Origin of the sequence: Paracoccus sp. DMF (assembly GCF_004407025.1) — a bacterium.
GTDB classification, from domain to species: Bacteria; Pseudomonadota; Alphaproteobacteria; order Rhodobacterales; family Rhodobacteraceae; genus Paracoccus; species Paracoccus aminovorans_B.
Genome location: NZ_SOKV02000001.1, coordinates 173,952 through 200,013 on the forward strand (window position 1 = coordinate 173,952; position 26,062 = coordinate 200,013).

Here is a 26,062-nt window from a genome sequence, read left to right on the forward strand (position 1 = left end):
GGGGGCGCTTAGGCGCTCCACTCCTTGTTCTCGGCGATGTCCCAGCCGGCCAGGGTCTCGGCGCCGGCGGCACCGGTGTCCTCTTGCAGGGTGTAGGCCACCTCGAACTGGCGGAAGTTCAGGGTCACGGTTTCCTGGATGCGGTCAAGACCGTCCTTGGCGCCACCAGTCGAATAGCTGGTGATCATGATCTTGCCCATCTTGATGCGGAAATATTCGACCGGCGCCGCGCCGCCCGACTTGCGCACGATCAGCTCGCCGTTTTCGATGTGCTCGCCGTTGGTGCAGCGCTTGATCAGGTCGTTGGTGGCCAGGTCGACGTATTTCGTCAGGGTAATATCCTGCACGTTGACCTTGCCGCCGCCGCCGCCCGAACCGACATGGGTGGTGCCCGACTGGGTCAGGCCCCAGTTCCAGGCCAGCACGTCGATCTCGTCGCGGTGGGTGTCGTCCTGCGACTCGCCCTTGATATTGTTGGAAAGTTTCAGAAAGATATCGACAGCCATTCGATCACTCCTTGGCTATAATAATCATCTCAATGGGTTACTTGCCTTTCGGCAGCTTGGAGACCAGCGACATGCCGACATCCATGCCTTCCAGCTGGAAGTGCGGTTTCAGGTAGAATTTCCCCATGTAGTAGCCGGGGTTTTCCTCGTCCTCCACCACTTCCACCTTTGCACCGGCCAAGGGTTTCTTGGCCTTCTCGCGCTCGGTCGCGCTCTCGGGGTTGCCCGAGACGTATTTGTTGATCCAGGTCTGCAACTGGGTCTGCAGCTGCAGCCGGTCCGGGCTTTGCCCGATCTTGTCGCGCACCATGCACTTCAGATAGTGACTGAAGCGTGACACCGCGAAGATATAGGGCAGCCGCGAGGACATGTTGTCCGAGGCCGTCGCCTGGTCGTCGACGTATTTCTTGGGCCGATACAGCGTCTGCGCCCCGATGAACGCCGCCTTGTCGGTGTGCTTGCGATGGATCAGGCCGATCATGCCGGCTTTCGACAGCTCGGCCTCGCGGCGGTCGGTGATCGACACTTCGGTCGGGCATTTCAGGTCCTTCGAGCCGTCGCCGGTGTCGAAGTTGTGCGTGGGCAGGTTCAGCACCTCGCCGCCCGACTGCACGCCGCGGATCTGCACGGTCCAGCCATGTTCCTTGTGCGCGCGGTTGATGTTCACCGCCAGCGCATGGGCGGCGTTCATCCAGGAATATTTCTGACCGGCGTGGCCGTCGGTCTCTTCCTCGAAGTTGAACTCCTCGACCACGGAATTCGAGTTCTGGCTGTAGGGCTCGCGCGCCAGCACGCGCGGCATGGTCAACGCGACATAGCGCGAATTCTCGCTGTCGCGCAGCCCGTTCCAGGCGGCGTAATCCGGCGTGTCGAAGATTTCCGACAGGTCGGGGGGCGTGCCAAGCTCGGTCCAGCTGTCCATGCCCAGCAGCTCGGGCGCGGCGGCCGAGATGAAGGGCGCATGCGCCGCGGCGGCGATCTTGGACATGTCGCGCAGCAGCGCCACATCGGCCGTCGAATGGTCGAAGTAGAAGTCTCCGATCAGCGCGCCGAAGGGCTTGCCGCCCAGCGTGCCGAACTCGGCCTCGTAGACGCGCATGTTCAGCGGCGACTTGTCCCATTTGGCGCCGGGATAGCGCCGGAACATCTGCTGCAGTTCCTTCTTCGAGACGTTCATCACCTTCACGCGCAGCGAGGCGTCGGTCTCGGAATGGTTGATCGTATAGGCCAGCCCGCGCCACGACGATTCCAGCCTCTGGAATTCCTCGTTGTGGATGACCTCGTTCAACTGTTCGGTCAGCTTCTGGTCCAGCTTCGACAGCATCGCGTCGATGGTGTCGATCACGTCCTCGGCGATCAGGGTCTCGTCGTCCAGCGCCTCGCGCACCAGCGCCACGACGGCATTGTCGACCTCTTTCGCGGCGACGTCGGTGCGCGGCTTGATGGTCTGCTTCAGGATGTCCGAGAACTCGTCAAGGCCGGTCAGGCTGCCTGCGGCCTCGGCCTGCTGTTTCTGCGCCATCAGTTATCCTCTTCCTCGGCCGATTTCGACGTCTCGCGCTCGGCCAAGGCGGCCATCAGTTCGGGGTCGTTCAGAAGCTTGCGGATCTGCTCCTGCGCCTTGGGCTTCGAGTTCATGTAGCGCTGCAGGTTCGCCAGGTGCTGGCGCGCCTCCAGCAGCTTCTTCAGCGCCGGGATCTGGCGCGCGACGGCGGCCGGGTTGAAGTCGTCCATGCTTTCGAAGGTCAGCGAGACGCCCAGCCGGCCCTCGCCGCCCAGCTTGTTCTGGACGTTGAAGCTGGCACCGGGAGCCACGCTCTTCATGTAGTCGTCCAGCGTGGCGGCGGTCACGTCGACGAAGTCGCGCTCTTCCATCTCGGGCTTCTCGACCTCGGAGGCATTGCCCGACAGGTCGGCCATGACGCCCATGACGAAGGGCAGCTCGACCATCTTCTCGCTGTCATAGGGGTCTTCGTAGGAAATATTCACCCGAGGCGGGCGGTTGCGCTTGATAAAATCGGTCGCCTTGTCCGAAGCCATCAGATCAATCCTCCATTGCGCAAGGCAAACTGTAAAACACCCGGCGAGTCAATTCCGCAAAACTGCCCTAAGTTTCCCCGCCGGAACCCGCCTGGGCAAGCAATTCCGCCACGATGGCGTCAAAACGCTTGTGCAGCATGTCACGCGCCTTGGCCAGAAGCAACGGCACCGGGCTGGCCGGTTCGTGGGCGGCAAAATAGCCCTCGACGCCTTGCAGCGTGGCGACCAGGTCGGCGCGGCGGGTGATCGGCGGCGGCGCGGCGGGCGCAGCCACGGCCGCGGGGCGGCCTTCCAGCCCGGCCTGGGTCAGCGCCTTCAGCCGCTCCATCGGCAGGGCGAAGGGCGTGCCCTGGCCGATGCGCAACACCGCGGCGCCGGCCTGCTGCGGCATCAGCATCTCCAGCGCCTCGACCAGCGGGCGGCCGATCAGCGCGCGGGCCTGCGCGACCAGCATCAGCGCCGGGGACGAGGGCTCCTGCGCCGCCAGCCAGTCGCGCGCCGCGTCCAGCGCCGCCTCGGCCGCGGCGCGGTCGGGGACCGGGCGTTCGCCCGCCGGCGGGGCGGGCAGCGGCGCGGGCGCATCGGCGACGGCCGGGTCAGCGGCGGGGGGCGGCGCTTCGGGTTCGGGCGCGGCCTGCCAGGGCGACAGCTCGGGCCGGGCGGCGGCGATCATGCCCTGCATCTCGGCCGCCGCATCGCGCAGCGCGGCCAGGTCGGGGCGGAAGCCCTGCCCCGCCGCCAGCGCCGCGATGCGGTGCAGCGCGTCCAGCAGCCGCGACAGCCGCTCATGCACCTGCGTCACCGCGCGCAGATTGGCGTCCGAACGCAGCGCGCCCAGGAAGTCCGAGCCCGCCAGATCCTGCTCGGATTCGCGCGGGCTGGCCTTGCCGGTCACCACCATATAGCGACGCAACGTCACTTCGCCGTTCGGCACCACCGAGAGGTGCATGAGCGGCATCACCGCGGTCGCCTGGGCGTTCAGCGCCTCGATGGCGGCGCGGCGCGCGCTGCCCTGCGGATGCAGATCGTCCGGCCATTGCGCCAGCGCCGCTGCCATGTCCTCGACCGTGGCGGTGAAATCCTCGAGCCGCCCGGCCAGGATCTGGAACCGCGCGAGCAGGCTCAGCAGCCGCAGGTCGCGCGACCGCGCCAGCAGCGCCCGGATCGCCGCGGTCTCGGCCGCCAGATCGACCGAGCGCGGGTCGAACAGCCGGTCCTCGCGCCGGTCGCCGGGATTGCCGGGGATGAAGTAACGCTCGGGCAGGCGCGATTCCGCCTCGTAGTAATAGTCGAGGAAGGCGTCGTCCTCCTGCGCCTCCAGGTCGGGTCCGCAGGGCGGCTGTTCGGCCACGGGTTCCAGCACGTTGAAATCAGCCAAAGCGAAATCCTCTCGTTACGGCGCGCCACCGTCATGGGCCTTGCGATAGGCTTCGGCGAACAAGCGCAGGAATTCGTCCAGGATGCCGTTCTCGCTGGCGGTGCGGGCGTCCCAGCGCGCGACATATTCGTCCCAGGCCTTGGCCTTGCGGTTGCCCATCAGCCCGCCGCCCTTGACCTCGCCCTCGATCCGCTCGGGCGCGAGATCGCCGACCAGGCCCAGCAGCGCCGGTTGCAGCGCGGCAAACAGCGCGGTCTGGTGGCGGCGCAGGTCGCCAAGCGCCGCGTCGAAACCGGCGGCCCCGGTCAGGAAGCCGGCGCGCGGGCGCAGGAACAGCGCCTCCAGCGCCTCGCCGGCATCGGGCAGGAATTTCAGCGGGTTGTTGTCGCTGGCGCCGCGCATGGTGCGCTCGGCCGAGCGGGTGAAATGCCGCGCCGCCGCCCGGTCCTGCAAGCCGGCCATGATCTGGCCCGCGACGGCACGCAGGGCTTGGCCAAGCGCCCGCGCCAGATCCTCGGCCGCGACATTGCGCGCCAGCTCGGGCGGCAGGCCCGCACCCTCGCAAAAGGCGCGCAGCACGGCGGACGGATCCTCGGCCGGGGGCGCAGGGGCCGGGGCGGGCGCCACCGGCGCGGGGGCGGCTTCGGGTGCAGGGCTGGGAAAGGCCATGAAGTCGCTGGCGAAATCCGCGCCGCGCCGCATGTCCGAGGGCGGCGTCACGTCGATGGGCGCGGGTGCCGGGGCCAAGGCCCAGGGGTCGTCGATCACCGGCTCGTCCACCGGGCTGTCCACGCGATGCTCGGGCAGCGAGCCCGGCGTCATCGGCGCACCCTCCGGCTGGTTGAACAGCGCCACCACCACATATTGCCCGACCTGGAAGCGGTCGCCGTGGCGCAGGACATGCGGCCCGTCCAGCCGGTGGCGATGGCCTTGCAGGAAGGTGCCGTTGGTCGAGCGGTCGCGCAGCAGCCAGCGCCCCTCCTCGAACCCCACGTCGAAATGATGGCCCGAGATATGGCGGCTGGCATCGGGCAGCACCCAGTCCATGCCCGCGCGGCGCCCGACCTGCAGCCCGCGCTGCGGCACGGCGACGCTGACCGGGCCGCCGTCGTCCAGCACATGGAAGTTCTCGATTTGCAGGGTCAGGGTCATGTCTTGTCAATAGGCACGAAACAGCGCATCGGCCATATCCAGGAAACGCGCAAGATAGAACGACCGCCGCGACAGGTCCGCCCGCGCAAGGCAGGACAGCACCGCACTGTTCAGCGCCACCGGCGCCTTGTGCGGGGCCGAGCGTTCGGGATCGTTCGGCGCCGGCGTGCCCGTGGACCAACCCACCGCCAGCGCCAGCAGGACCGAGGGGCTGCGGGTCGGCGCCCAAAGCGCCGTGCGCATGATCTCGTGCCTCTGCCGGGTGCTGGGCTGCGCCAGCCAGGCGGCGATCTGCTGCATCGCCGGGCGCTCCTGCGGTTGCAGGTGGTCGGCCATCAGCCGCAGGCATTCATAGCCCCAGCCCGCCGCGACGCTGGGCAGGGCGGCGAAGGCGGTGAAGGTCACGGCCTCTTCCGGTGTGGTCGAGGCGCGCAGCCGGTGCAGGAAGGCCAACCCCTCCTCGGCCTCGCGCGGGCGCAGCTTGACCAGCTCGGCCAGCTGCGGGATCTCGGCGAACAGCGCCGACGGCGCGGCCTCCCGCAGCATCCGCCGGGGAGGCTTGGTCTTTTCATCCTCCGCGCTTGCGTCCATTCCGCCGTCTCATCGCTGCCCGCGCCGACTATGAAAGCAGCGGACGGGAACCGCAACCTTCGCGATCACGCCAGACGGGATTGCGACAGTTTCAGCAGCCCCTTCTGCAGCAGGATGAACACCAGCAGCAGCACGCCGATGACGATCTTGGTCCACCAACTCGACAGCGTGCCGTCGAAGACGATGTAGGTCTGGATCAGCCCCATGGTCAGCACGCCGACCAGCGTGCCGAACATATAGCCCGCGCCCCCGGACAGCAGCGTGCCGCCGATCACCACCGCCGCGATGGCGGTCAGCTCCGTCCCCACCGTCGCCAGCGAATAGCCCGAGCCGGTGTAGATGGAAAACACGATGCCCGAGAGCCCCGCCATCAGCCCGGAAAAGGCATAGACCAGCATGGTGGTGCGGCCCTGCCGCACGCCCATCAGCCGCGCGGTGGCCTCGCCGCCGCCAAGCGCATAGACGGATGCACCGAAGCGGGTCTTGTGGGCGACGACCATGCCCGCCAGCACCGTCAGCAGCATGACGACCCCGATCAGCGTCAGCCGGCCCTTGCCGGGCATCAGCCAATAGGCCGATTGCAGGGTCTTGTAGAAGGGATGCGCGATCGGCACCGAGTCGATCGACAGCATATAGGCCGCGCCGCGCGCCAGGAACATGCCGGCCAGCGTGACGATGAAGGCGGGCATGGCCAGCCGGTCGATCAGGAAGCCCATGGCCGCGCCGAACGCCGTGGTCAGCGCCAAGAGCAGGGCGAAGACGACCAGCGGGTGCAGCGACGTCTCGCGCAGGATCACGGCGATGAAGACGCCGGAAAAGGCGATGACGCTGCCCACCGACAGGTCGATGCCGCCCGACAGGATCACCAGCGTCATGCCGACCGCGACGATGCCCAGATAGGCGTTGTCGGTCAGCAGATTGCCCACCACCCGGGTAGACAGAATATTCGGGAATTGCAGCCAGCACAGCAGATAGGCCAGCAGGAAGATCACGACGGTCGCGTAAAGCGGCAGGGCGCGGGTGTTCATTTCGCGGCTCCTCGTTGCAGCGCGGCCTCGCGGCTGGCGCGGTGGCTGTCGCGCCACAGCCGCCATTCCCCGGCGATGCGCGGCGATTGCAGCACCAGGATCACCAGCACCAGCCCGGCCTTGATGACCAGGTTGTATTCGGACGGGAACCCGGCCAGCAGGATGCCGGTGTCGATGGTCTGGATGATGAGCGCGCCCAAGAGCGAGGCGATGATGGAGAACCGCCCGCCCAGCAGGGAATTGCCGCCGATCACCACGGCCAGGATGGCGTCAAGCTCCAGCCACAGCCCGGCATTGTTGGCGTCGGCGCCGCGGATGTCGGCGGTGACGACGATCCCGGCCAGCGCCGCGCAAAGCCCCGAGACGACATAGACCGCGATCAGCAGCACCGTGGCGTTCACCCCGGCCAGGGCGCTGGCGCGGCGGTTGATGCCGATGGATTCGACCAGCAGGCCAAGCGCGGTGCGCCGCATCAGCGCCGCCATGCCCAACCCGCAGGCCAGCCACAGCCAGGCCGGCACCGGCAGGCCCAAGAGGCTGCCCGAGCCGAAGAAGGCGAAGCCTGCGTCGGTGAAGGTCAGGATGCGGCCCTCGGTGATCAGTTGCGCGATGCCGCGCCCCATGGTCATCAGGATCAGCGTGGCGACGAAGGGCTGGATGCCGACCACGGCGACCAGGAGCCCGTTCCACAGCCCCGCGAGCGCACCGGCGGCCAGCGCCAAGAGCAGCGCGGGCACCAGCCCCCAGCCGCCGGCCACGGCCCATGCGGCGACCGCGCCGCAGATCGCCATGGTGGTGCCGACCGACAGGTCGATGCCGCGCGTGGCGATGACCAGCGTCATGCCCACCGCCAAGAGCGCCACCGGCGCGCCGCGCTTCAAGACGTCGATCATCGGCCCGACCAGCCGGTCGCCGCTGATGCCGATCTTCAGGAAATCCGGATAGAACACCGTCACCAGCGCCACCAGCAGCGCCAGCGCCACCAGTTGCGGGGCGATGCGTTTCAGCAGGGTCATGCCGCCACCTCCCCGCCGGCAATGGCGCGCATGATCTCGGCCCCGGTCACGCGCGGGCCGGCCAGCTCCGCGACATGGCGGCGGTCGCGCAGCACGATCACCCGGTCGGCGCTGGCCACCAGCTCGTCGATCTCGCTGCTGACCAGCAGGATCGACATGCCGGCCTGGGTCAGCTCGCGGATCAGGCGCAGGATCTCGGCATGGGCGCCGACGTCGATGCCGCGCGTCGGCTCGTCCAGGATCAGGAAACGCGGGTTCATCGCCAGCCAGCGCGCGAGGATGGCCTTTTGCTGGTTGCCGCCGGACAGCTCGCCGATGGGCTTTTCCCGGCCCGAGGTGCGGATGTCGAGCCGCTTGATATAGTCGTCGGCGATGCGGTTTTGCTCGGCGCGTGGGATCCTGCGCGCCCAGCCGCGCCGGGCCTGCAGGCCCAGGATGATGTTCTCGCGGATCGACAGTTCGGCGACGACGCCGTCGGTCTTGCGCTCCTCGGGGACGAAGCCGAAGCCTTCGGCGATGGCGGCGCGCGGGCTGGACAGGTCCAGCCGGGACTGTCCGTCGCTGGCCTCGCCCGATTGCGCGGGACGCACGCCGAACATCAGCTCGGCGCTTTCGGTCCGGCCCGAGCCCAGCAGGCCCGCCAGCCCCACCACCTCGCCCTGCCCCACGGTCAGATCGAAGGGCTCGACCACGCCGCGCCGGCCGAAGCCGCGGAATTCCAGCAGGGGCGGGCGGGCGGCGGCGGTCCGGGCGGCCTGCTCGGCCACCTCATGCTCCAGCGCGCGGCCCAGCATGTGCTCGATCAGCTTCACCCGGTCCAGCTCGGCCGTGCGCTCGGTGACGATCTTGCGGCCGTTCCGCAGCACGGTCACGCGGTCGGTCAGGTCGAACACCTGGTCGAGGAAATGCGACACGAAGACGATGCCCAGACCGCGCTCGCGCAGCCCCCGCACCACGTCGAAGACCATGCGCACCTCGGCCGCATCCAGGCTGGCGGTCGGCTCGTCCAGGATCAGCACCTTGCCCGACAGCGCCACGGCGCGGGCGATGGCGACGATCTGCTGGATGGCGACGGAATAGCTGCCCAGATCGCGGTCCACGTCGATGTCCAGGCCATAGGGCCGCAGCGTCTCGCGCGCCCCGGCCCGCAGGGCGCGGCTGTCGATCAGCCCCCAGCGGCGCGGCTCGCGGCCGAACATCAGGTTCTGCGCCACGGTCAGGTTGGGCAGCAGGTTCACCTCTTGATAGACGGTGCCGATGCCCTGCTCCTGCGCCTCGACCGTGGATTGCGGGTCGATGGTCGCGCCGTCCAGAGTGATGGTGCCGCCGTCGCGGCGATAGGCGCCGGTCAGGCATTTGATCAGCGTGGACTTGCCGGCGCCGTTCTCGCCCAGCAGCGCGTGGACCTCGCCGGCGGCCAGGTCGAAATCCACCGCGTCCAGCGCCTTCGTTCCCGGGAATGTCTTGGTCAAAGACCGGATGGTCAGCAGCATCGTGCCCCTCCTTGCTCGGTCCGGGCCGCCGCATGGACGGCCCGGCCGCCGGCTGTCAGTAGCCCAGGCCCTTGCGGCGCTCGTATTCGCCGGCCGGATCGTCGGCCTGCGTGTAGAGCTTCGACTCGGTCTGCAGGAACTTCGCCGGCTGGGTGCCGTCCTTCCAATAGGCGGCGAGCGCGTCGAAGGCCGGGCCGGCCATGTTCGGCGTCAGCTCGACGGTGGCATTCGCCTCGCCATTGGCCATGGCCTGGAACAGGTCCGGCACGCCGTCGATGGACACGACCAGGATGTCGGTGCCCGGCTTCAGCCCGGCCTCCTTGATGGCCTGGATCGCGCCGACCGCCATGTCGTCGTTATGGGCATAGAGCGCGCAGATGTCCTTGCCGCCGTTCTCGGCCTGCAGGAAGCTCTCCATCACCTCCTTGCCTTGGGCGCGGGTGAAGTCGCCGGTCTGGCTGCGCACGATCTTCAGGTTGTCGTGCCCGGCCAGCGCGTTCTCGAAGCCCTTCTTGCGGTCGATGGCGGGGCTGGAGCCGGTGGTGCCCTGCAGCTCGACCACGCGGCATTCCTTGTCGCCGACGGTATCGACCAGCCATTTGCCGGCGACCTCGCCCTCATGCACCAGGTTCGAGCCGACGGCGGTCAGGTAAAGATCGTCCGAGCTGTCCACCTGCCGGTCCAGAAGCACGACCGGGATCTCGGCCTCCTTGGCTTCTTGCAGCACGGCGTCCCAGCCGGTGGCGACGACCGGGGCCAGCAGGATCGCATCCACGCCCTGCGCGATGAAGGAGCGGATCGCGGCGATCTGGTTTTCCTGCTTCTGCTGCGCGTCCGAGAATTGCAGCTTCAGGCCGCGTTCCTCGGCCTGGGTCTTGGTCAACGTGGTCTCGGCCGCGCGCCAGCCGGATTCCGAGCCGATCTGGGAAAAGCCGATAGTTTCGCCCTCGGCCATGGCGGCCGTGGCCGAGATCGCCAGCGCGGCAGCGGCGGCGGTGCTCATCAGGAATCTGGTCATGGTTTCCTCCCTGTATGACCGTTTTCTACGGGGCTGTCCTCTCAGCCCCGCAAGTCCTCCGGCAGCAGCGCGTCGGGCAGGTTCTGGAAACAGACCGGCCGCAGGAAGCGGCGGATCGCCAGGGTGCCGACGCTGGTGGCGCCGAAATTCGTCGATGCCGGATAAGGCCCGCCATGCACCATGGCGTCGGCGACCTCGACCCCGGTGGGCCAGCCATTGGCCAGCACCCGGCCGGCCTTGCGTTCCAGGATCGGCATCAGCCGGCGGGCCAGCGCGGTGTCGCCGGCCTCCATCTGCAAGGTGGCGGTCAGCTGGCCGTCCAGCGCGCGGGCAAGGCCCAGCATCTCGTCGTCCGAACTGGTGGTGACGACAAGGCCGAGCGGGCCGAACACCTCTTCCCCCAGGGCGTGGCTGTGCAGGAAATCCCGCGCGCTGGTCCGGTAGATGCCGGGCCGCGCATTGCGGCCCCGGCTGTCGCAGGCCAGCACCGGCGCGGCATGGGCTCCGATACGGGCGGCGCCTGCGCGATAGGCGGCGGCGATGCCATCGGTCAGCATGACCTGTTCCGGGGCGTTTGCCAGCGCCTCGGTGGCGGCGGCGGTGAAGGTCTCGGCATCCTCGGCGCGCAGCACCAGAAGGCCCGGATTGGTGCAGAACTGCCCGGCGCCCATGGTCAGGCTGGCGGTCCAGTCGCGCGCGATCTGCGCGCCGCGCGCCGCGAAGGCTTCGGGCAGCACGAAACAGGGGTTGATGCTGCCGAGTTCGCCGAAGAAGGGGATCGGCTCGGGCCGCGCGGCGCACAGGTCGTAAAGCGCCCGGCCGCCGCCCAGGCTGCCGGTGAAGCCCACGGCGCGGATCAGCGGGTGCTGCACCAGCGCCGCGCCGGTCTCGTGCCGGTCGCCGTGGATGAAGCCGAAGGTGCCGGCGGGCATGCCGGTGGCGCGGATGGCGGCCAGGATGGCCTCGGCGACGATCTCGCCGGTGCCGGGATGGGCGGGGTGGCCCTTGACCACCACCGGGCAGCCCGCCGCCAGGGCCGAGGCGGTGTCGCCGCCCGCCGTCGAAAACGCCAGCGGAAAGTTCGAGGCGCCGAACACCGCCACCGGCCCGATCGGGCGCTGGATCAGCCGCAGGTCGGGACGCGGCGGCTGGCGGTCCGGCAGCGCCTTGTCGTGGCGGCGATCCAGGTAATCGCCCTTGCGGATATGATCCGCGAACAGCCGCAACTGGCCCACGGTGCGGCCACGCTCGCCTTGCAGCCGGGCCTCGGGCAGGCCGGTTTCCTGCGTGCCGATGGCGGTGATCGCCTCGGCCCGCGCCTCGATCTCGTCGGCGATGGCGTCGAGGAAAGCCGCGCGTTCTTCGCGCGCGGTCCAGCCATAGGTCCAGAACGCCTCCTCGGCCGCCGCGCAGGCGCGCTCCACCAGATCGACGGTGCCGCTGGCGAAACCATGCGCCGGGCCATGCGCGGGGGCCGAGCGGAATGTCGCCTCGCCCCCGACCCATTCGCCTGCGATCAGATGCTTGCCTTGCGGTGTCCAGTCCATCGGTTTTCCTTCAAAAGTCAAATGCGTCCACGGTATTGCGGCTGCCAAGGGTAAAGGCGTCCGCGACCAGCACCATCGGCGACAGGTCCACCTCGGAGGCGCCCCTGCGCACCAGTTCCGCCATGCGCGCGTAAAGCGCCGGGTATTCGCCCATGATGCTGGCCTGCCCGCCGGCCTCGGTGCCGTCGATCTCCAGCACATTGCCGCCCAGCCGCAGCGCGAGGCGGCCGGCATCGGTCGCGAATTCCATGTCCCAGGTCTGCGGGCCCTGCTGGCGAAAGTCGAAATCGGCGGTGATGTTGCCCGACAGCGCCAGCCGCGCGGCGATGGGGGCCTGGCGGTTCTCCGGGAAATCCAGCTCGGCCGCGCGCAGATGCACCGGCATCGGCAGGATCTCGGTCAGGATCGACAGCGCGTTGATGCCGGGGTCGAAGACGCCCATGCCGCCGGCCTGAAAGATCCAGTCCTGGCCGGGATGCCACTTGCGCACGTCCTCGCGCCAGGTGATGCGGCCCTCGTGGATCACGCGATCGGCGAGCCACGCCTTGGCACCGGCAACGGCATGGGCCATGCGCGAATGCCAGGTGGCATAAAGCGTCACCCCCTGCGCCTGCGCCAGGTCGCGCAGGATATGCACCTCGGCCAAGGTCGCGCCGGGCGGTTTTTCCAGCATCAGGTGCCGCCCGGCGCGCAAGACCGCCTGCGCCGCCTCGAAGCGCGGCACGGGCGGCAGGCACAGACTGACCGCGCCGATGTCGGGGCGGGCGTCCAGCATGTCCTCGATGCGCGGGAAAGCCTCGACCCCATCGACCCGGCCGTGGCGGCTGACCGTCGCGGCCAGTTCCCAGTCCGGGCTGGAGACCAGCGCCGGAACGTGCTGGTCCAGCGCGATCTTGCCAATGCCGACGAGCGCGAGTTTCATCAGTGGCTGTCCTTTCCGACCGGGTTGCCACGGCAGCCGCGCAGGAAATCCAGGTCCGCGCCGGTATCCGCGCCCATGACATGCGCCTGATGCAGCCAGGCGTAACCGCTCGCCGGCTGATCGGGCAGCGGCTGCCACGCCGCCAGCCGCGCCGCCAGCTCCGCGTCGGAAATGTCCAGGTGCAGCCGGCGGTTCGGCACGTCCAGTTCGATCATGTCGCCGTCGCGCACCACGGCCAGCGGCCCGCCCGCCGCCGCCTCGGGCGAGGTATGCAGGACCACGGTGCCGTAGGCGGTGCCCGACATGCGCGCGTCGGAAATCCGCACCATGTCGGTGATGCCCTTGCGCAGCACCTTGGGCGGCAGGCCCATGTTGCCGACCTCGGCCATGCCGGGATAGCCCTTGGGGCCGCAGTTCTTCAGCACCATGACGCAGGTCTCGTCGATGTCCAGCGCCTCGTCCTCGATCCTGGCCTTGTAGTCGTCGATGTCCTCGAAGACGACGGCACGGCCGCGATGCACCATCAGATGCGGGCTGGCGGCCGAGGGCTTCAGCACCGCGCCCTTAAGCGCCAGGTTGCCGCGCAGCACGGCGATACCGCCCTGGTCGGTCAGGGGCCGGTCGGCGGGCAGGATCACGTCCTCGTTCCAGTTCACCACGTCCTTGACCTCGTCCCAGATCGTGGCGCCGCTGACGGTCAGCGCGTCCTTGTGAAGCTGCCCGGCCTCGCCCAGCCGCTTGATGACCACCGGCAACCCGCCGGCATAGAAGAACTCCTCCATCAGGTATTGACCCGAGGGCATCAGGTTCACGATGGTCTTGACGTCGCGGCCGCAGCGGTCCCAGTCGTCCAGCGTCAGATCCACTCCGACCCGGCCGGCCAGCGCCAGCAGATGCACCACGGCATTGGTCGAACCGCCGATGGCGCCATTGGTTCGGATCGCGTTCTCGAACGCCTGCCTGGTCAGGATGTCGCTGGGCTTCAGGTCGTCCTTGACCATCTGCACGATGCGCCGGCCCGACAGCTGCGCCATGACGCGGCGGCGCGAATCCACCGCCGGGATCGCGGCATTCCCGGACAGCGCCATCCCCAGCGCCTCGGCCATCGAGGCCATGGTCGAGGCCGTGCCCATGGTGTTGCAGGTCCCGGATGAGCGGGACATGCTCGCCTCGGCCTCCAGGAACTCCTCCTGCGTCATCTCGCCGGCCTTCACCGCCTCGCTGAACTTCCACAGATGCGTGCCGGACCCCACCCGCTCGCCCCGGAAATAGCCGTTCAGCATCGGGCCGCCGGTGACGATGATCGAGGGAATGTCGGTCGAGGCCGCCGCCATCAGCAGGCTGGGCGTGGTCTTGTCGCAGCCGACCAGCAGCACCGCGCCGTCCATCGGCTGGCCCCGGATGGTCTCCTCGATCGCCAGCGCGGCGAGGTTGCGAAACATCATCGCGGTCGGCCGGAAGGTGTTCTCGGACGCCGAGAACACCGGCACCTCGACCGGAAAGCCGCCGGCCTCCCAGACCCCGGCCTTCACCTTTTCCGCCAGTTCGCGCAGGTGGCCGTTGCAGGGCGTCAGGTCCGACCAGGTGTTCAGGATGCCGATCACCGGGCGGCCGTCGAACAGGTCGTGCGGATAGCCCTGATTCTTCATCCAGCCGCGATGATAGATCGTGTCGCGCGAGGTGCCGCCATACCAGTGCTGCGAACGAAGCTGACGGGGCCAGGGGGCGGGTTTGAAGGACATGGGCGACCTCAGAGGGCAAAGACGGCGACCGGCGCCGATGCGTTGGGCTGTTGGCTCAGCGGGTTTTTCAGCGGCAGGCCGAAGGCGTCGCAACTGATCTCGAAACTGTCGCTCGGCCGGGCCGAAACGCCGTCGGCAAAGGACAGCGTCGCCGTGCCGAAGAAATGCACATGCACGTCGCCCGGCTGGCGGAACAGCGGGTATTTGAAATGGTGGTGTTCCAGGTTGGCCAGGCTGTGGCTCATGTTCGCCTCGCCCGACAGGAACGGCTTTTCCCAGATCACGGCGCCGTCGCGGATGACGCGGCTGGTGCCCTCGACATGCTGCGGCAGGTCGCCCAGCCGCAGCTCGGGGCCATAGCTCGCCGGGCGCAGCTTGGAATGCGCCAGCCACAGGTAATTGCCGCGTTCCGTGACGTGGTCGGAAAACTCGTTCCCCAGCGCGAAGCCCAGCCGGAAGGGCGTGCCGTCCGGGCCGATGACATAAAGCCCGGCGATTTCCGGCTCTTCGCCCGCGTCCAGCGCAAAGCCGGGGCTGTCCAATGCCGCGCCGGGCGCCACGGCGGCATGGCCGTTGCCCTTGTAGAACCATTCGGGCTGCGCGCCGACCTGGCCGGTGCCGGGCTTGCCGCCTTCAAGGCCCATGCGGAACATCTTCATGCTGTCGGTCAGCTCGTCGCCGTCCAGCTTGGCATGCATGGCATTGCGCGTCGCGGCCGAGCCGAGATGCGTCAGCCCCGTCCCGGTCAGGTGCAGATGCGCCGGGTCGGGATGGTCCAGCGGCAGCAGCATCCGCCCCTCGGCCAGCGCGGCGCCTAGGTCGACCGGGGCGCCTTGGCCGCGCGCCTGGACCTCGTCGGCCAGGCTGCGGCCGGCGGCGATGGCGTCCAGCGCCAGGTCGCGGGTCGCGGTGGCGCCGGGCACCAGCCGGGCCTCGGTTTCGTGCCGCAGGGCGACGGCGCGGCTGCCGTCGGGCAGTCTGATTTGCGACAGGAACATGGGCCGATCCCCCTTGCGCTTGCGATGGATGCGAGGGCCGCGCCGGGCTCAGGTCATGCGTGGTCAGACGTCCGCATGGCGGCGCATCCGATTGCCTTGCATCCCCCTCCCGGCGGCGCAGCGCCGCCGCATCGGCCCCGGCTTGCGACGGCGGCCTGACGGAACGATAACGCCGCGACGACATGATGATAAAATGACATTACCACCATTCGCCATATCAATTTTGATATGATTAGGTCAGTCCTGCCAGGCGATCTCGTGCAGGCGCAGCAGTTCGGCGACCTGGGCGGTGTCCAGCATGTTCGGCCGGGTGCCGCGCAACAGCAGGGCCAGCCGGGCGGTGGCCTCGAGTTCCTCGATGGCATTGCAGGCGCCTTCGAGGTCGAGCCCGGCGACGACCGGCCCGTGATTGGCCAGCATCACCGCCGAGCGGCGGCCGGCGAGGCCGCGCACCGCCTCGCCCATGGCCGGGTCGCCGGGGCGGAAATAGGGCAAGAGCCGCACCCGGCCCAGCTGCATCAGCGCATAGGGGGTGATCGGCGGCAGGAAATCCTCGGCATCCGCCTCGGGCAGCGCCGACAGCGCCACGGCATGGCAGGAGTGCAGATGCACCACCGCCGCCGTGCGCGCCCGGGTCTGGTAGAAGGCCGCGTGCAGCGGCATTTCCTTGGTCGGGGCATCGCCGCCGACCTGCCGGCCCGAGGCGTCGAAATGCGCCAGCCGGCCGGGATCGAGCCGGCCGAAGCTGCTGCCGGTCGGGCTGACCAGCAAGCCGCCATCCGGGGTGCGGACCGAGATATTGCCACTGGACCCCGCCGTCAGCCCGCGCGCGAACATCGAGGCGGCAAGGTCGCAAAGCCGCTCGCGCAGGCGGGCATCCGTGCTCATGCCCGGCCCGCCAGCACGGAATCGGCGGCGGCAAAGAAGTCCTCGGCGCCGAAATTGCCGGATTTCAGCGCCAGCACCAGCCCCGCGCCGGCGCGCATCGCGGGCACGCCGGGCGCGATCTCGGGGCCGATCTCCAGCGCGCCGGGGGCCAGCGCCTCGACCACCGCGCCCGAGGTCTCGCCGCCGGCGGTAATCAGCCGGGACACGCCGCCCGCGACCAGGAGCCGCGCGGTCTCGGCCATGAAGGCCTCCAGCGCGGCCGCGACCCGGGCGCCGCCGTGGCGGTCCTGCACCGCGCGCACCGCCTGCGGATCGGCCGAGGAATAGACCAGCGGCAATCCCTCCTGCGCCAGCGCCCAATCGGCCGCCGCCCGCGGGGTTGCCGCGCCCGAGAGCACCGCCTCGGGGTCGATCTCCTGCGCCGGCGCACCGCTCGCGACATGCCGCGCCACCTGTCCCCGCGTCGCGCGCGAGCAGGAACCCGACAGCGCCGCCGCCCGGCCCGGCTGGCCTTGCCACGGGGCGGCCCCCCCGGCCAGCAGGCCGGCGCGGGCAAAGTTTCCTGGCAGCCCCAGCGCGATGCCCGAGCCGCCGGTGATCAGCGGCATATCGGCCGCCGCCTGACCCAGCGCCACCAGATCGGCGTCGCGGATCGCATCGGCGATGACCAGCGGCCGCCCGGCCCCGGCCTCGGCCGCCAGCCGCGCGCGGATCGCCGGCACCCCCTGCCAGACCGTGGCGGCCGGCAGGTGGCCGACGCCGCACCTCGCCTGCGCGGCCAGGCAGCGGCGCAGGTCGGGGTCGGTCATCGGCGTCAGCGGATGCGCCTCCATGCCGCTTTCGCTGAGCAGCCGGTCGCCGACGAACAGGTGGCCCTGCCAGACCGTGCGCCCCGCCGCCGGAAAGGCCGGGCAGAAGATCACCGCATCGGCGCCAAGCGCCTCGGCCAGCGCCTCGGCCACCGGGCCGATATTGCCCTGCGGCGTCGAATCGAAGGTCGAGCAATATTTGAACAGGAACTGCCGGCAGCCCTGGGCGCGCAGCCAGTCCAGCGCCGCCAGCGACTGGCGCACCGCCTCGGCCGCCGGGACCGAGCGGGTCTTCAACGCCACCACCCCGGCCTCGACCGCGGGATCCGCCGGCACCTCGGGGATGCCGCAATATTGCACGGTCCGCATGCCGGCCTTGACCAGCGTATTGCCCAGGTCGGACGAGCCGGTGAAATCGTCGCCGATACAGCCCAGCAGCATGGCCTAGCTCCAGTCCTGCGCGTCCTGCGCCCGGCGCAAGGCCAAGAGCTCGGACCCCTCGTCCAGCGCCACGTCGGCGCAGCGGATCGGCTGGCCGGCCGCGACATCGCGCGCGAGCCTGCGCCCCGCCGCCAGATAATAGGGGATCGGCGCGTCTTCGGCCAGCGCCGCCGCCGGGGTCATCCGGCCCGAGACATGGGCGATCGAGTGGTGATGCCCCTCGGCCGCCAGCAGCGTGCCGGCGGGCAGGTCGCGGTCGGCATGGGCGGTCAGGTCGATGACCGGGCGCGGCGACGCGACGCCCGAGGACTGGCCCAGCAGCGCGACCTCGAAGACGGTGGTGGCGGCTTCCAGCCCCAGCAGGTGGCGCGGCAGGCCGATCATGGCGGTGCGGCCGTTCCGGGCCACGACATGGCCCTTGTCGCGCAGCATGGCCCAGCTTTCGTCGTCCTCGCAGGCGACGGTGACGAAGACCCCGCCGGCAAAGCTGGGCTCGCCCGGCAGGCGCAGGCAGTGGAACACGTCGAGCGCCGGCGCCCTGGCCAGCAAGCCGCCGTCGGCAGCCGGCGCCATGATATCGGCCAGTTCGGTGATGCGGGCGATGGGCGCGTGCAGATCGGCCCGGTCGGGGCCAAGACCAAGCGCATTGGCGACCACCGTCATCTCGCACAGGTCCGGCACGGCGCGCTGCGGCAGGGCGGCAGCCGCCTTGGCGCGGCCGGCGGCGACTTCGGGCCAAGGCCGGTCGCCGGCCAGGGTCCAGGCGCAGAAGTCCGGCGCCGGCACGGTCACACCGTTGCTGATGATGGTCCGGGTCGCCGGGTCATAGACGAAGTCGTATTCGCTGGACTTGCCGGCCGCGACCAGGCGCAGCCCGACCACCTCGGCCCAGGTGGCAAGGCCGATCAGCAGGCTGGGCTGGTCGCCGTCGACCGGCGAGACCACCCGGCCCCGCGCCGCCGCCATGCGCGCCAGGATCGGGCCGACGACGCTATCGGTCTCCTTGGTCACCATGACGACATGCTTGTCGGCCTCGATGGCCAACCGGGCGTGGCGGGCGCCGGCCTCGGGATTGCCGGTCGCCTCCAGCACCACCTCGACCGGCACTTCGGCCAAGAGCTCGGGGTTGCTGGCGGCGATGGGCTTGCCCGCCGCCCAGGCCGCACGGATCTGCGCGGCGTCGGCGCATTGCGCGATCTCGGCGCGGTCATGACCGGTCGCGGCCAGGGCGGCGGCGGCAATGGCCGGGTCGCGGTCAAAGGCCAGCCGGCAGGACAGGCCGCGCACATGGCGCGCCTGCGACAGGAAGCTGCGGCCGAAACCGCCGCTGCCGATCAGGGCGCATTCGATGCGGCGCGTCTCGCGCCCGGCGAACATCCGCAGGTGGTTCATGGCGGCCCTCTTTCCTTATTCGACCGGCTGGCGGCGACGCAGGCGCCCGCCCAGGTGCAGCAGTTTCGGCAGGATCAGCAGCGCCAGCCCCAGCGCCATAATCGAGCTGACCAGCGTGTTCGAGAAGAACACCGACAGCGAGCCGTCCGACAGGATCATCGACTGGTGAAAGGCGTTCTCGGCCTTGTGGCCCAGCACCATGGCCAGCACCAGGGGCGCCAGCGGATAGTCGAGCCGGGTGAACAGATAGCCGACCACGCCGAAGAGCAGCACCAGCCACAGATCGAAACTGGCGTTCGAGACGGTATAGCCGCCGACGAAGCAGATCGCGACGATCATCGGCCCGATGATCGAGAACGGGATGCGCAGCAGCGCCGCGAACATGGGCACGGTCAGCAGGACCAGGATCACCCCGATCACGTTCGAGACATACATGCTGGCGATCAGGCCCCAGACGAAATCCGGCTTGGTCGCGAACAGCATCGGCCCGGGCGTCAGGCCCCAGATCATCAGCCCTCCCATCATCACCGCCGCCGTGGCCGAGGACGGCACGCCAAGCGCCAGCATCGGCAGCATGGCGCAGGTGCCGGCGCTGTGGTCGGCGGTCTCGGGGGCGATGATGCCCTCGGGGCGGCCGGTGCCGAAGGCCTGGCCCTTGCGCGAGGCCTGGCGCGCGATGCCGTAGGACATGAAGGATGCCGCCGTCGGCCCGCCGGGCGTGATGCCCATCCAGATGCCGACCAGGCCGGAACGCACCGAGGTCGCCCAATAGCGCGGCAGCTCGGCGATGGTGCGCAGCACGTCGCGCAGGTCGATGCGGGACGAGACGCCGCGGAACGACAGCCCCTCCTGCACCGTGGCCAGCAGTTCGCCGATGCCGAACAGGCCGATCACCACGACAAGGAAGCTGATGCCGCCCAGAAGATCGGAAAAGCCGAAGGTCAGGCGGACCTCTCCGGTCACGTTGTCCATGCCGACCGAGGCGAGCAGCAGCCCCGTCGCCAGCGCCACCACCGTCTTGACCGGCGAGGCGCTGCCCATGCCGATGAAGGCGGCAAAGGCCAGGAAATAGACCGCGAAATATTCCGGCGCGCCGAAGCGCAGCGCGAAGTTCGAGGCCCAGCCGGCCAGCAGGGTGATGACGATCACGCCCAGGAGCGCGCCGATGCCGGCCGACATGAAGGCAAGCGTCAGCGCCCGGGTCGATTGCCCCGAGCGCGCCATGGGATAGCCGTCGAAGGTGGTCGCGACCGAGCTTGGCTCGCCCGGGATGTTGAACAGGATCGAGGTGGTCGAGCCGCCGAACAGGGCGCCCCAATACATCGAGGACAAAAGGATGATGGCCGAGGTCGGGTCCAGCGTGAAGGTCAGCGGGATCAGCAACGAGACGCCGTTCGGCGCCCCGAGCCCCGGCAGCACGCCGACGACCAGGCCCAGAAGCACGCCCACCACCATCAGCAGCAGGTGCATCGGCGTGATGGCGACGCCGAAGCCATGCATCAGAAGATCGAAATTGCCCATGACGCGCCCCTATCAGTAGATGCCCAGAAGCGGCTCGATCGGCCCCTTCGGCAGCGGCATCAGGAAGATCACCTCGAAGATGACGTAAAGCGCGGCGGCGAAGCCCAGCCCGATGGCCAGCGCCACGGCCGCGCGATAGCCGCCCTTGCGCCAGGCGTTCCAGGCGATGTAGCCGGTCGCGCCGACATAGATGCCCAGCGTCAGGGTGGCGACGACAAAGGCCAGCATCGCAGCCAGGAAGCCGCCCAGCCGCGCGAGCCGCTCGCCGTCCAGGAACGGCTCCTCGATGCCGGCATCGTCCAGCGCCGGGCGGCGATGCTTGACGAAGGCGGCGACCAGGTTCCACAGGCTGGCGGCGATCAGGATCAGCCCGACATAGAACGGGAAATAGCCCGATTGCGGGCCGCTTTCCTCCCAGCCATAGCCCAGCTCGGTGGCGCCGATCACCGCGGCCGCGCCGATGGCGCCGGTGCCGATGGCGGTGCCGATCTCGGCGTGAAAACGTCTGACGGTCATCGCTCCCCCTCAGGTTGCCGTCCGGATATGGAGGGGCGCCGGCCGGGGATCCCCCGCCGGCGCCCGCGTCAGCCTGTCACTCCTTGGACCAGCCCTCGGCCTTGAAGACCTCGACCGTGCGGGTCTCGCTGTCGGCGATGAACTTCGACAGTTCCTCGCCGGTCAGATAGGCGCCGGTCTGCGAGGTCTTGGCCAGGTAGTCCTTCCAGTCCTGCGATTCGGCGACCTTCTTCAGCGCGTCGCGATAGAAGGCCACGGCCTCTTCCGGCACGCCGGCCGGCAGCCAGACCGTGCGCGGCATCTGGTAGCTGTCGATGGCCAGGCCCTGCTCCTTGCAGGTCGGGATGTCCTGCCAGCCCTTGCCGTCGTGGATCGGCGCGCTCTCGGCCATGCGGGTCGGCGAGAAGACGCAAAGCGGGCGCACCGCGCCGGCCTGCCACTGGCCCAGGTTCTCGTTCGGGTTGTTGACATTGGCCGCGACATGGCCGCCGGCCAGCTGCACGCCGACCTCGCCGCCGCCGTTGAAGGGCACGTATTTGAAATCGGCGCCGGTGGTCTGCTCGATCAGGGCCACCAGGGTCTCGTCGGTGTCCTTGGACTGGCTGCCGCCGAAGGGGATCTTGCCGGGCTCGGCCTTGGCCGCCTCGACCAGGTCCAGCACGGTCTGATAGGGCGCGTCGGCCTTGACCCAGACCACGAACTCGTCCATCGCCAGCGCGGCGACCGGCTGCAGGTCCTCGGCCTTGTAGGCCAGCTTGGCGATATGCGGCAGCAGGTAGACGTTGTTGGTGCCGAAGATCACCTTGTTCGGGTCGGCGGCGTTCTGCTTGGCGTAAAGGAACGCCTCGGCGCCCGAGCCGGCGCCCTTGTTCAGCACCACGATGGGCGCATCGACCAGCTTGTCGCGGGTCAGGATCGCCTGGATGGTGCGGGCGAAATTGTCGGTGCCGCCGCCGGCGCCCGAGGCGACGACGAATTCCTGCGGCCGCTCGGGCGCCCATTCGGCGCTTGCGGGCAAGGCTGCCGCCAGCGCCAGCGCCGCGATGGCTCCGGTCTTGAGATGGTTCATGGTCGTTCCTCCTCCACAGATCTTTGCGCCGGGCTCCTCAGCCGGCAACGCGCGCCGCTTCTGCCACGGCTTCGGTGGCCCAGTCCGCGGACAGGGCGGCCTGCCCCTGCCGGGGCGGGTTCAGTTTCGCCAGGTCGAAGCCCAGCCGGGCGGCGGCCAGCGTCGCGCCCAGGTCGGCCTTGCCTTGGCCGGCGATGTCGAAGGCGGTGCCATGCGCCGGGGTGACGATCGGGAAGCCATAGCCCGCGATCAGCGTCACGCCGCGGTCGAAGCCCATCAGCTTCATCGCGATCTGGCCCTGGTCGTGATACATGGTCAGCACCGCGTCGAATTCGCCGCGCGTCGCCCGCACGAATACGGTGTCCGACGGGATCGGGCCCGAGACCCGGATCCCCTCGGCCGCGGCCCGGGCCACGGCGGGGGCGATGATGTCGTCATCCTCGTCGCCGAAGTTGCGGCCGTCGCCGGCATGCGGGTTCAGCGCCGCGACGCCGATGCGGGGCTTGGGCTTGCCGGCGCCCTCCATGACCTCGACGGTCAGGCGGATGCTGTCCAGGATACGCTCGACCGACAGGCGCGAGGCGACCTCGCGCAGCGGGATATGCGAGGTGACGCGGGCGTTCCAGACCTCGTCCAGCACGTTGAACTCGCGCCCGCTGCGGGCGGCGCCCAGCGTGGCGTCGATGAAGCCGATCTCGTCGACATAGGCCGGGCGCGCCAGCCGCATCGAATGCTTGTTGAAGGGCGTGAACATCACCGCATCGGCCAGGCCCGATTGCGCCAGCCGCAAGACGGCGGCGAAGTTCTGCAACGAGGCCGCGCCGGCTTCCGGCGACGAGGCGCCCAGGCTGCGCCCCTCGACCGGGCAGTTCGCCAGGTCGACGATGACGCGGCCGGCGGGCAGTTCGGCTTGCAGCGCATCGGCCGCCAGCACCGGCAGGTCCAGCGCCACGCCGGCATACTCGGCCCCCATGCGCAGCACCCGCGCGTCGCCGACGACCACGATGTCGCGGTCCTGCATCTGAGGATGCGCCAGAAGCTTCGCGGCCAGTTCCGGCCCGACGCCGCCCGCATCCCCGATTGCCAGTGCCATCCGCATGTCCGAATCTCCCCCTCGGCTTACATTTAGAATTCTGTATACAGAATTTTGAGCCCTGTCCACGAGTTTCTTAACCTTAGCCAAAAGCAAACGGCGCCGGTGTCGCCCCGGCGCCGCCAAGCCGTCTGGCAGGGGGCGGATCAGGCCTCGCGCAGCGCCTCGGCTACGACCCGCGCGCAAAGCGCCAGCGAGACAGCGCCGGCGTCGGGATGGCCCAGGCTGCGCTCGGCCAATGGGCGGGCGCGGCCCAGTTTCGGCAGCAGCTGCGCCGTGGCATCGGCCGCCTGGGTGGCGCTGTCGGCGGCGCGCTGCCAGGCGTCGGCCAGCGGCGTGCCGGCCTCGACCGCCGTGCGCAGCGTCTGGACGAAGGGCACGAAGGCATCGACCAGCGTCTTGTCGCCGGGCCGGGCGCCGCCCAGCCGCAGCACCGCGTCCAGGCCCGCCTGCGCCCCCTCGGCGACACGCGCGGCCGAGGCCGGCTCGGCATCGGTCAAGGCCGCGCCCCAGCCGCGCAGGGCCACGCCCCAGAGCGCGCCCGAGGTGCCGCCGGCGCGATCAGCCCAGGCGTCGCCCGCCAGCCCCAGCACCGTCGCGGCGCCGGCCCCGGCCCGCGTCGCCTCGGCGGCAGCGGCCGCGGCGGCCTTGGAGCCGCGCGCCATGCCCTGCCCGTGGTCGCCATCACCGGCCCGGGCGTCGATCTGGCCCAGCATCTCCTCGGCCTCGGCCAGGGCCTGCGCCAGCCGGCCCAGAAGCCCGGCGATGCAGGCGCCGGCCTTTTGCGATTCGGCCGAGCCGGGCGCGATGCCCTGCGCCGGCGCGACCTGCGGCGCGGCATCCTCGGCGACGGCCTCGCCCGGCGCGACATTGCCCTTGCGGAAGGCCGGGGCATCGGCCGGAGCGCGCCAGAACGCCTCGAGTTCCGCGTCCAGCCACAGGATCGACAGCGAACAGCCGGCCATGTCGAGGCTGGTGACGAATTCGCCGACCTCCGGGTCGACCACCTCCAGCCCCTCGGCTTCGAGTTGCCGCGCGATGTGGTGCCAGAGCACGAAAAGCTCTTCGTATTTGGTGCGGCCCAAGCCGTTCAGCACCACGGCGACGCGGCCGGCATGGCCCTGCGGCCGCTCGGCCAGCAAGGGCGCCAGCAGCATGCGGGCGATCTCGGCGGCGGGTTTCATCGGTTCCTCGCGGATGCCCGGCTCGCCATGGATGCCAAGGCCCAGGGCGACGCCGCCCTCGGCGACCCGGAACAGCGGCGCGGCCTGGCCCGGCAGGGTGCAGCCGTCGAAGGCGACCCCGAAGGAAACGGCGGCGGCATTGGCGCGCTGCGCCACCGCCTCGACCGCGTCGATGTCGAGCCCCGCTTCGGCGGCGGCACCGGCGATCTTGAAGACCAGCAGATCGCCCGCCACGCCGCGGCGCTTCGCACGCTCGGCCGGGCCGGCGCTGGCCACGTCGTCGGTCACGGCCAGGATGCGGGCGTCGATGCCCTCGGCCCGCAGCCGCTCGGCCGCGGCGCCGAAGTTCAGCACGTCGCCGGCGTAATTGCCAAAGCCCAGGATCACGCCGCCGCCGCGATGCGCTGCCCGCGCCACGCCGGCCACGGCGCTGGTCGAGGGCGAGGCGAAGACGTCGCCCGCCACCGCCGCGTCGGCCAGGCCCGCGCCGACATAGCCCAGAAAGGCCGGGTAATGGCCCGAGCCGCCGCCGACCAGCAGCGCCACCTTGCCGCGGGGTCCGGGCGCGGCGCGCAGGGCGCCATGCGGCACCGGGCGCACGCGGTCGCGGTTCGCGGCGCAGAATCCCGCAAGCGCGGTGGCGGCGAATTCCTCGGGATCGTCAAACAGCCTGGTCATGGTTCCTCCTGCCGGCAAGGATGCTGCGAATATAGTCGCGGTTCTGCGCGCAGACGCCCAGCCCGTCGCCGCCGTAATGTTCGCACAGGAAGGGCGCCGAAAAGCCAAGGTCCAGCGCCGTCCCGATGGCCGCGCGCCAGTTGATCGTGCCGCCCAGCAGCGGCGCGGGATGGGTCATGACCAGGCCGCTGCGGCTGTCCTCCATCCGGTAATAGTTCTTGACGTGCCAATAGCCGGCAAAGGGCGCACACAGCCGGATCATCTCGGCCCAGGGCTCGACCGGGCGGTGCAGGCGGACCAGGTTGCCGATGTCGATGTTCAGCCGGACGGCGGGATGGTCGACCTCGGTCACGAAGCGCACGGCATCGCGCGCGGTGCCCAGATAGGTGTCCTCGTACATTTCCAGCGCGATGCTGACGCCGCATGCCGCGGCATGGCCGGCGAGCTCGCGCACGCGCTCGACCGCCAGGCGCCAGATCGCCGGATCGTCGGGGTTGCGCGGCCCGTCTTCGGTCCAGAACCACAGCGCCTGCTGCTGCGCGGGGGTCAGCGGCTCGAAGAAGCCGAAGCTGACATGGCCCGCGCCCAGTTCCGCCGCGCAGTCGATGACGCGATGGCCATAGGCGAGGTATTCGGCGCCGTGCCGGGCGTCGATCAGGCTGCGCCGCGAGGTCGAGATCGCCGGCACCGCCAGCCCCAGGTCGCGGCACAGCGCCGCGAAATCCGCCCGGCGCGCCGGGTCCAGGTCGGCGACCCGCAGCCAGGAATCGGTCGGGTCCACCGCGCCGAAGCCGGCGGCGGCCACCTGGCCCAGCGGCCCGGCCCAAAGCTCGGGCCCCCCGTCCTGCATCGCCCGCCCGTCCGGCAGCACCGCCGGGAACGGGATCATCGCCGCCGCGATCGGCCAGCTTTCGGCCGTCCAGCCGGCGGCCTTGGCATGCTGCGCCATGTCTCCCCCCTTTCGAATCATCCCCTTGCGCCTGTCCTAGCGCATGGTGGTTCGCACAGCAATTATTTTGTATGCAGCATTCAGAGCACGT

Annotated in this window: 23 protein-coding genes; all 23 read right to left on the reverse strand. The window is 69.8% G+C overall.

The genetic code is table 11. The annotated features are described in order from the left end of the window. Positions 1–8: 8 nt before the first annotated feature. The 23 genes from E3D03_RS00845 to E3D03_RS00955 all read right to left on the reverse strand — a co-directional run bounded on the left by E3D03_RS00845 (position 9) and on the right by E3D03_RS00955 (position 25,971). Positions 9–506: an Hcp family type VI secretion system effector gene (locus E3D03_RS00845; protein WP_263565388.1), complete on the reverse strand. Its 498-nt coding sequence runs from the start codon at positions 504–506 to the stop codon at positions 9–11. A 37-nt stretch (positions 507–543) separates the two neighbouring features. Next, positions 544–2,028 (reverse strand): type VI secretion system contractile sheath large subunit, encoded by a 1,485-nt coding sequence (gene tssC, locus E3D03_RS00850; protein ID WP_263565389.1) that lies wholly within the window; start codon positions 2,026–2,028, stop codon positions 544–546. Beyond that, a complete protein-coding gene (tssB, locus tag E3D03_RS00855) occupies positions 2,028–2,546 on the reverse strand; it encodes a type VI secretion system contractile sheath small subunit (protein ID WP_018001533.1) in 519 nt (172 codons plus the stop codon). The genes tssC and tssB overlap by 1 nt, the downstream gene beginning before the upstream one ends. A 67-nt stretch (positions 2,547–2,613) precedes the next feature. Further along, on the reverse strand, positions 2,614–3,924 hold the full coding sequence (locus tag E3D03_RS00860; protein WP_263565390.1) for a type VI secretion system ImpA family N-terminal domain-containing protein: 1,311 nt from the start codon (positions 3,922–3,924) through the stop codon (positions 2,614–2,616). A 15-nt stretch (positions 3,925–3,939) separates the two neighbouring features. Beyond that, positions 3,940–5,076, reverse strand: coding sequence for a type VI secretion system-associated FHA domain protein TagH (tagH, locus tag E3D03_RS00865; protein WP_263565391.1), 1,137 nt, complete (start codon positions 5,074–5,076; stop codon positions 3,940–3,942). Positions 5,077–5,082: 6 nt separating this feature from the next. Next, complete coding sequence (locus tag E3D03_RS00870; protein ID WP_263565392.1) at positions 5,083–5,667, reverse strand: DUF6931 family protein; 585 nt, start codon at positions 5,665–5,667, stop codon at positions 5,083–5,085. Positions 5,668–5,732: 65 nt separating this feature from the next. Continuing rightward, entirely contained in the window at positions 5,733–6,695 is a 963-nt protein-coding gene (yjfF, locus tag E3D03_RS00875; RefSeq protein WP_263565393.1) for a galactofuranose ABC transporter, permease protein YjfF, read from the reverse strand. Then, a complete protein-coding gene (locus E3D03_RS00880; RefSeq protein WP_263565394.1) occupies positions 6,692–7,711 on the reverse strand; it encodes an ABC transporter permease in 1,020 nt (339 codons plus the stop codon). The genes yjfF and E3D03_RS00880 overlap by 4 nt, the downstream gene beginning before the upstream one ends. Then, positions 7,708–9,204 (reverse strand): sugar ABC transporter ATP-binding protein, encoded by a 1,497-nt coding sequence (locus E3D03_RS00885; RefSeq protein WP_263565395.1) that lies wholly within the window; start codon positions 9,202–9,204, stop codon positions 7,708–7,710. Before E3D03_RS00885 ends, E3D03_RS00880 begins: the two co-directional genes overlap by 4 nt. Before the next feature lie 55 nt (positions 9,205–9,259). Beyond that, on the reverse strand, positions 9,260–10,222 hold the full coding sequence (gene ytfQ / locus E3D03_RS00890) for a galactofuranose ABC transporter, galactofuranose-binding protein YtfQ (RefSeq protein WP_230377342.1): 963 nt from the start codon (positions 10,220–10,222) through the stop codon (positions 9,260–9,262). A gap of 41 nt (positions 10,223–10,263) precedes the next feature. Next, positions 10,264–11,769, reverse strand: coding sequence for an aldehyde dehydrogenase (NADP(+)) (locus E3D03_RS00895; protein ID WP_263565396.1), 1,506 nt, complete (start codon positions 11,767–11,769; stop codon positions 10,264–10,266). A gap of 10 nt (positions 11,770–11,779) precedes the next feature. Beyond that, positions 11,780–12,691, reverse strand: coding sequence for a Gfo/Idh/MocA family protein (locus E3D03_RS00900; protein ID WP_263565397.1), 912 nt, complete (start codon positions 12,689–12,691; stop codon positions 11,780–11,782). Next, positions 12,691–14,433, reverse strand: a complete 1,743-nt coding sequence (gene araD, locus E3D03_RS00905) for an L-arabinonate dehydratase (RefSeq protein WP_263565398.1) — start codon at positions 14,431–14,433, stop codon at positions 12,691–12,693. Before araD ends, E3D03_RS00900 begins: the two co-directional genes overlap by 1 nt. A gap of 8 nt (positions 14,434–14,441) precedes the next feature. Continuing rightward, positions 14,442–15,431, reverse strand: a complete 990-nt coding sequence (gene araD1 / locus E3D03_RS00910; RefSeq protein WP_263565399.1) for an AraD1 family protein — start codon at positions 15,429–15,431, stop codon at positions 14,442–14,444. Positions 15,432–15,668: 237 nt separating this feature from the next. Beyond that, positions 15,669–16,319: an aldolase gene (locus tag E3D03_RS00915; protein WP_263565400.1), complete on the reverse strand. Its 651-nt coding sequence runs from the start codon at positions 16,317–16,319 to the stop codon at positions 15,669–15,671. Further along, entirely contained in the window at positions 16,316–17,569 is a 1,254-nt protein-coding gene (gene otnK / locus E3D03_RS00920; RefSeq protein WP_263565401.1) for a 3-oxo-tetronate kinase, read from the reverse strand. The genes E3D03_RS00915 and otnK overlap by 4 nt, the downstream gene beginning before the upstream one ends. Positions 17,570–17,572: 3 nt before the next feature. Beyond that, positions 17,573–18,961 carry an NAD(P)H-dependent oxidoreductase gene (locus E3D03_RS00925; protein WP_263565402.1) on the reverse strand — a complete coding sequence of 463 codons (1,389 nt, stop codon included), beginning with the start codon at positions 18,959–18,961 and terminating at the stop codon, positions 17,573–17,575. 15 nt (positions 18,962–18,976) lie between these two features. After that, positions 18,977–20,482 carry a tripartite tricarboxylate transporter permease gene (locus tag E3D03_RS00930; protein WP_062563913.1) on the reverse strand — a complete coding sequence of 502 codons (1,506 nt, stop codon included), beginning with the start codon at positions 20,480–20,482 and terminating at the stop codon, positions 18,977–18,979. A gap of 12 nt (positions 20,483–20,494) precedes the next feature. Then, positions 20,495–20,998 (reverse strand): tripartite tricarboxylate transporter TctB family protein, encoded by a 504-nt coding sequence (locus E3D03_RS00935; RefSeq protein ID WP_263565403.1) that lies wholly within the window; start codon positions 20,996–20,998, stop codon positions 20,495–20,497. Between the two features lie 76 nt (positions 20,999–21,074). Beyond that, a complete protein-coding gene (locus E3D03_RS00940) occupies positions 21,075–22,067 on the reverse strand; it encodes a tripartite tricarboxylate transporter substrate binding protein (protein WP_263565404.1) in 993 nt (330 codons plus the stop codon). A 37-nt stretch (positions 22,068–22,104) separates the two neighbouring features. Further along, positions 22,105–23,160: a 4-hydroxythreonine-4-phosphate dehydrogenase PdxA gene (locus tag E3D03_RS00945; protein WP_263565405.1), complete on the reverse strand. Its 1,056-nt coding sequence runs from the start codon at positions 23,158–23,160 to the stop codon at positions 22,105–22,107. Positions 23,161–23,306: 146 nt separating this feature from the next. Further along, positions 23,307–25,022 carry a dihydroxyacetone kinase family protein gene (locus E3D03_RS00950; RefSeq protein WP_263565406.1) on the reverse strand — a complete coding sequence of 572 codons (1,716 nt, stop codon included), beginning with the start codon at positions 25,020–25,022 and terminating at the stop codon, positions 23,307–23,309. Then, positions 25,006–25,971, reverse strand: coding sequence for a sugar phosphate isomerase/epimerase family protein (locus E3D03_RS00955; RefSeq protein WP_263565407.1), 966 nt, complete (start codon positions 25,969–25,971; stop codon positions 25,006–25,008). Before E3D03_RS00955 ends, E3D03_RS00950 begins: the two co-directional genes overlap by 17 nt. Positions 25,972–26,062 lie beyond the last annotated feature (91 nt).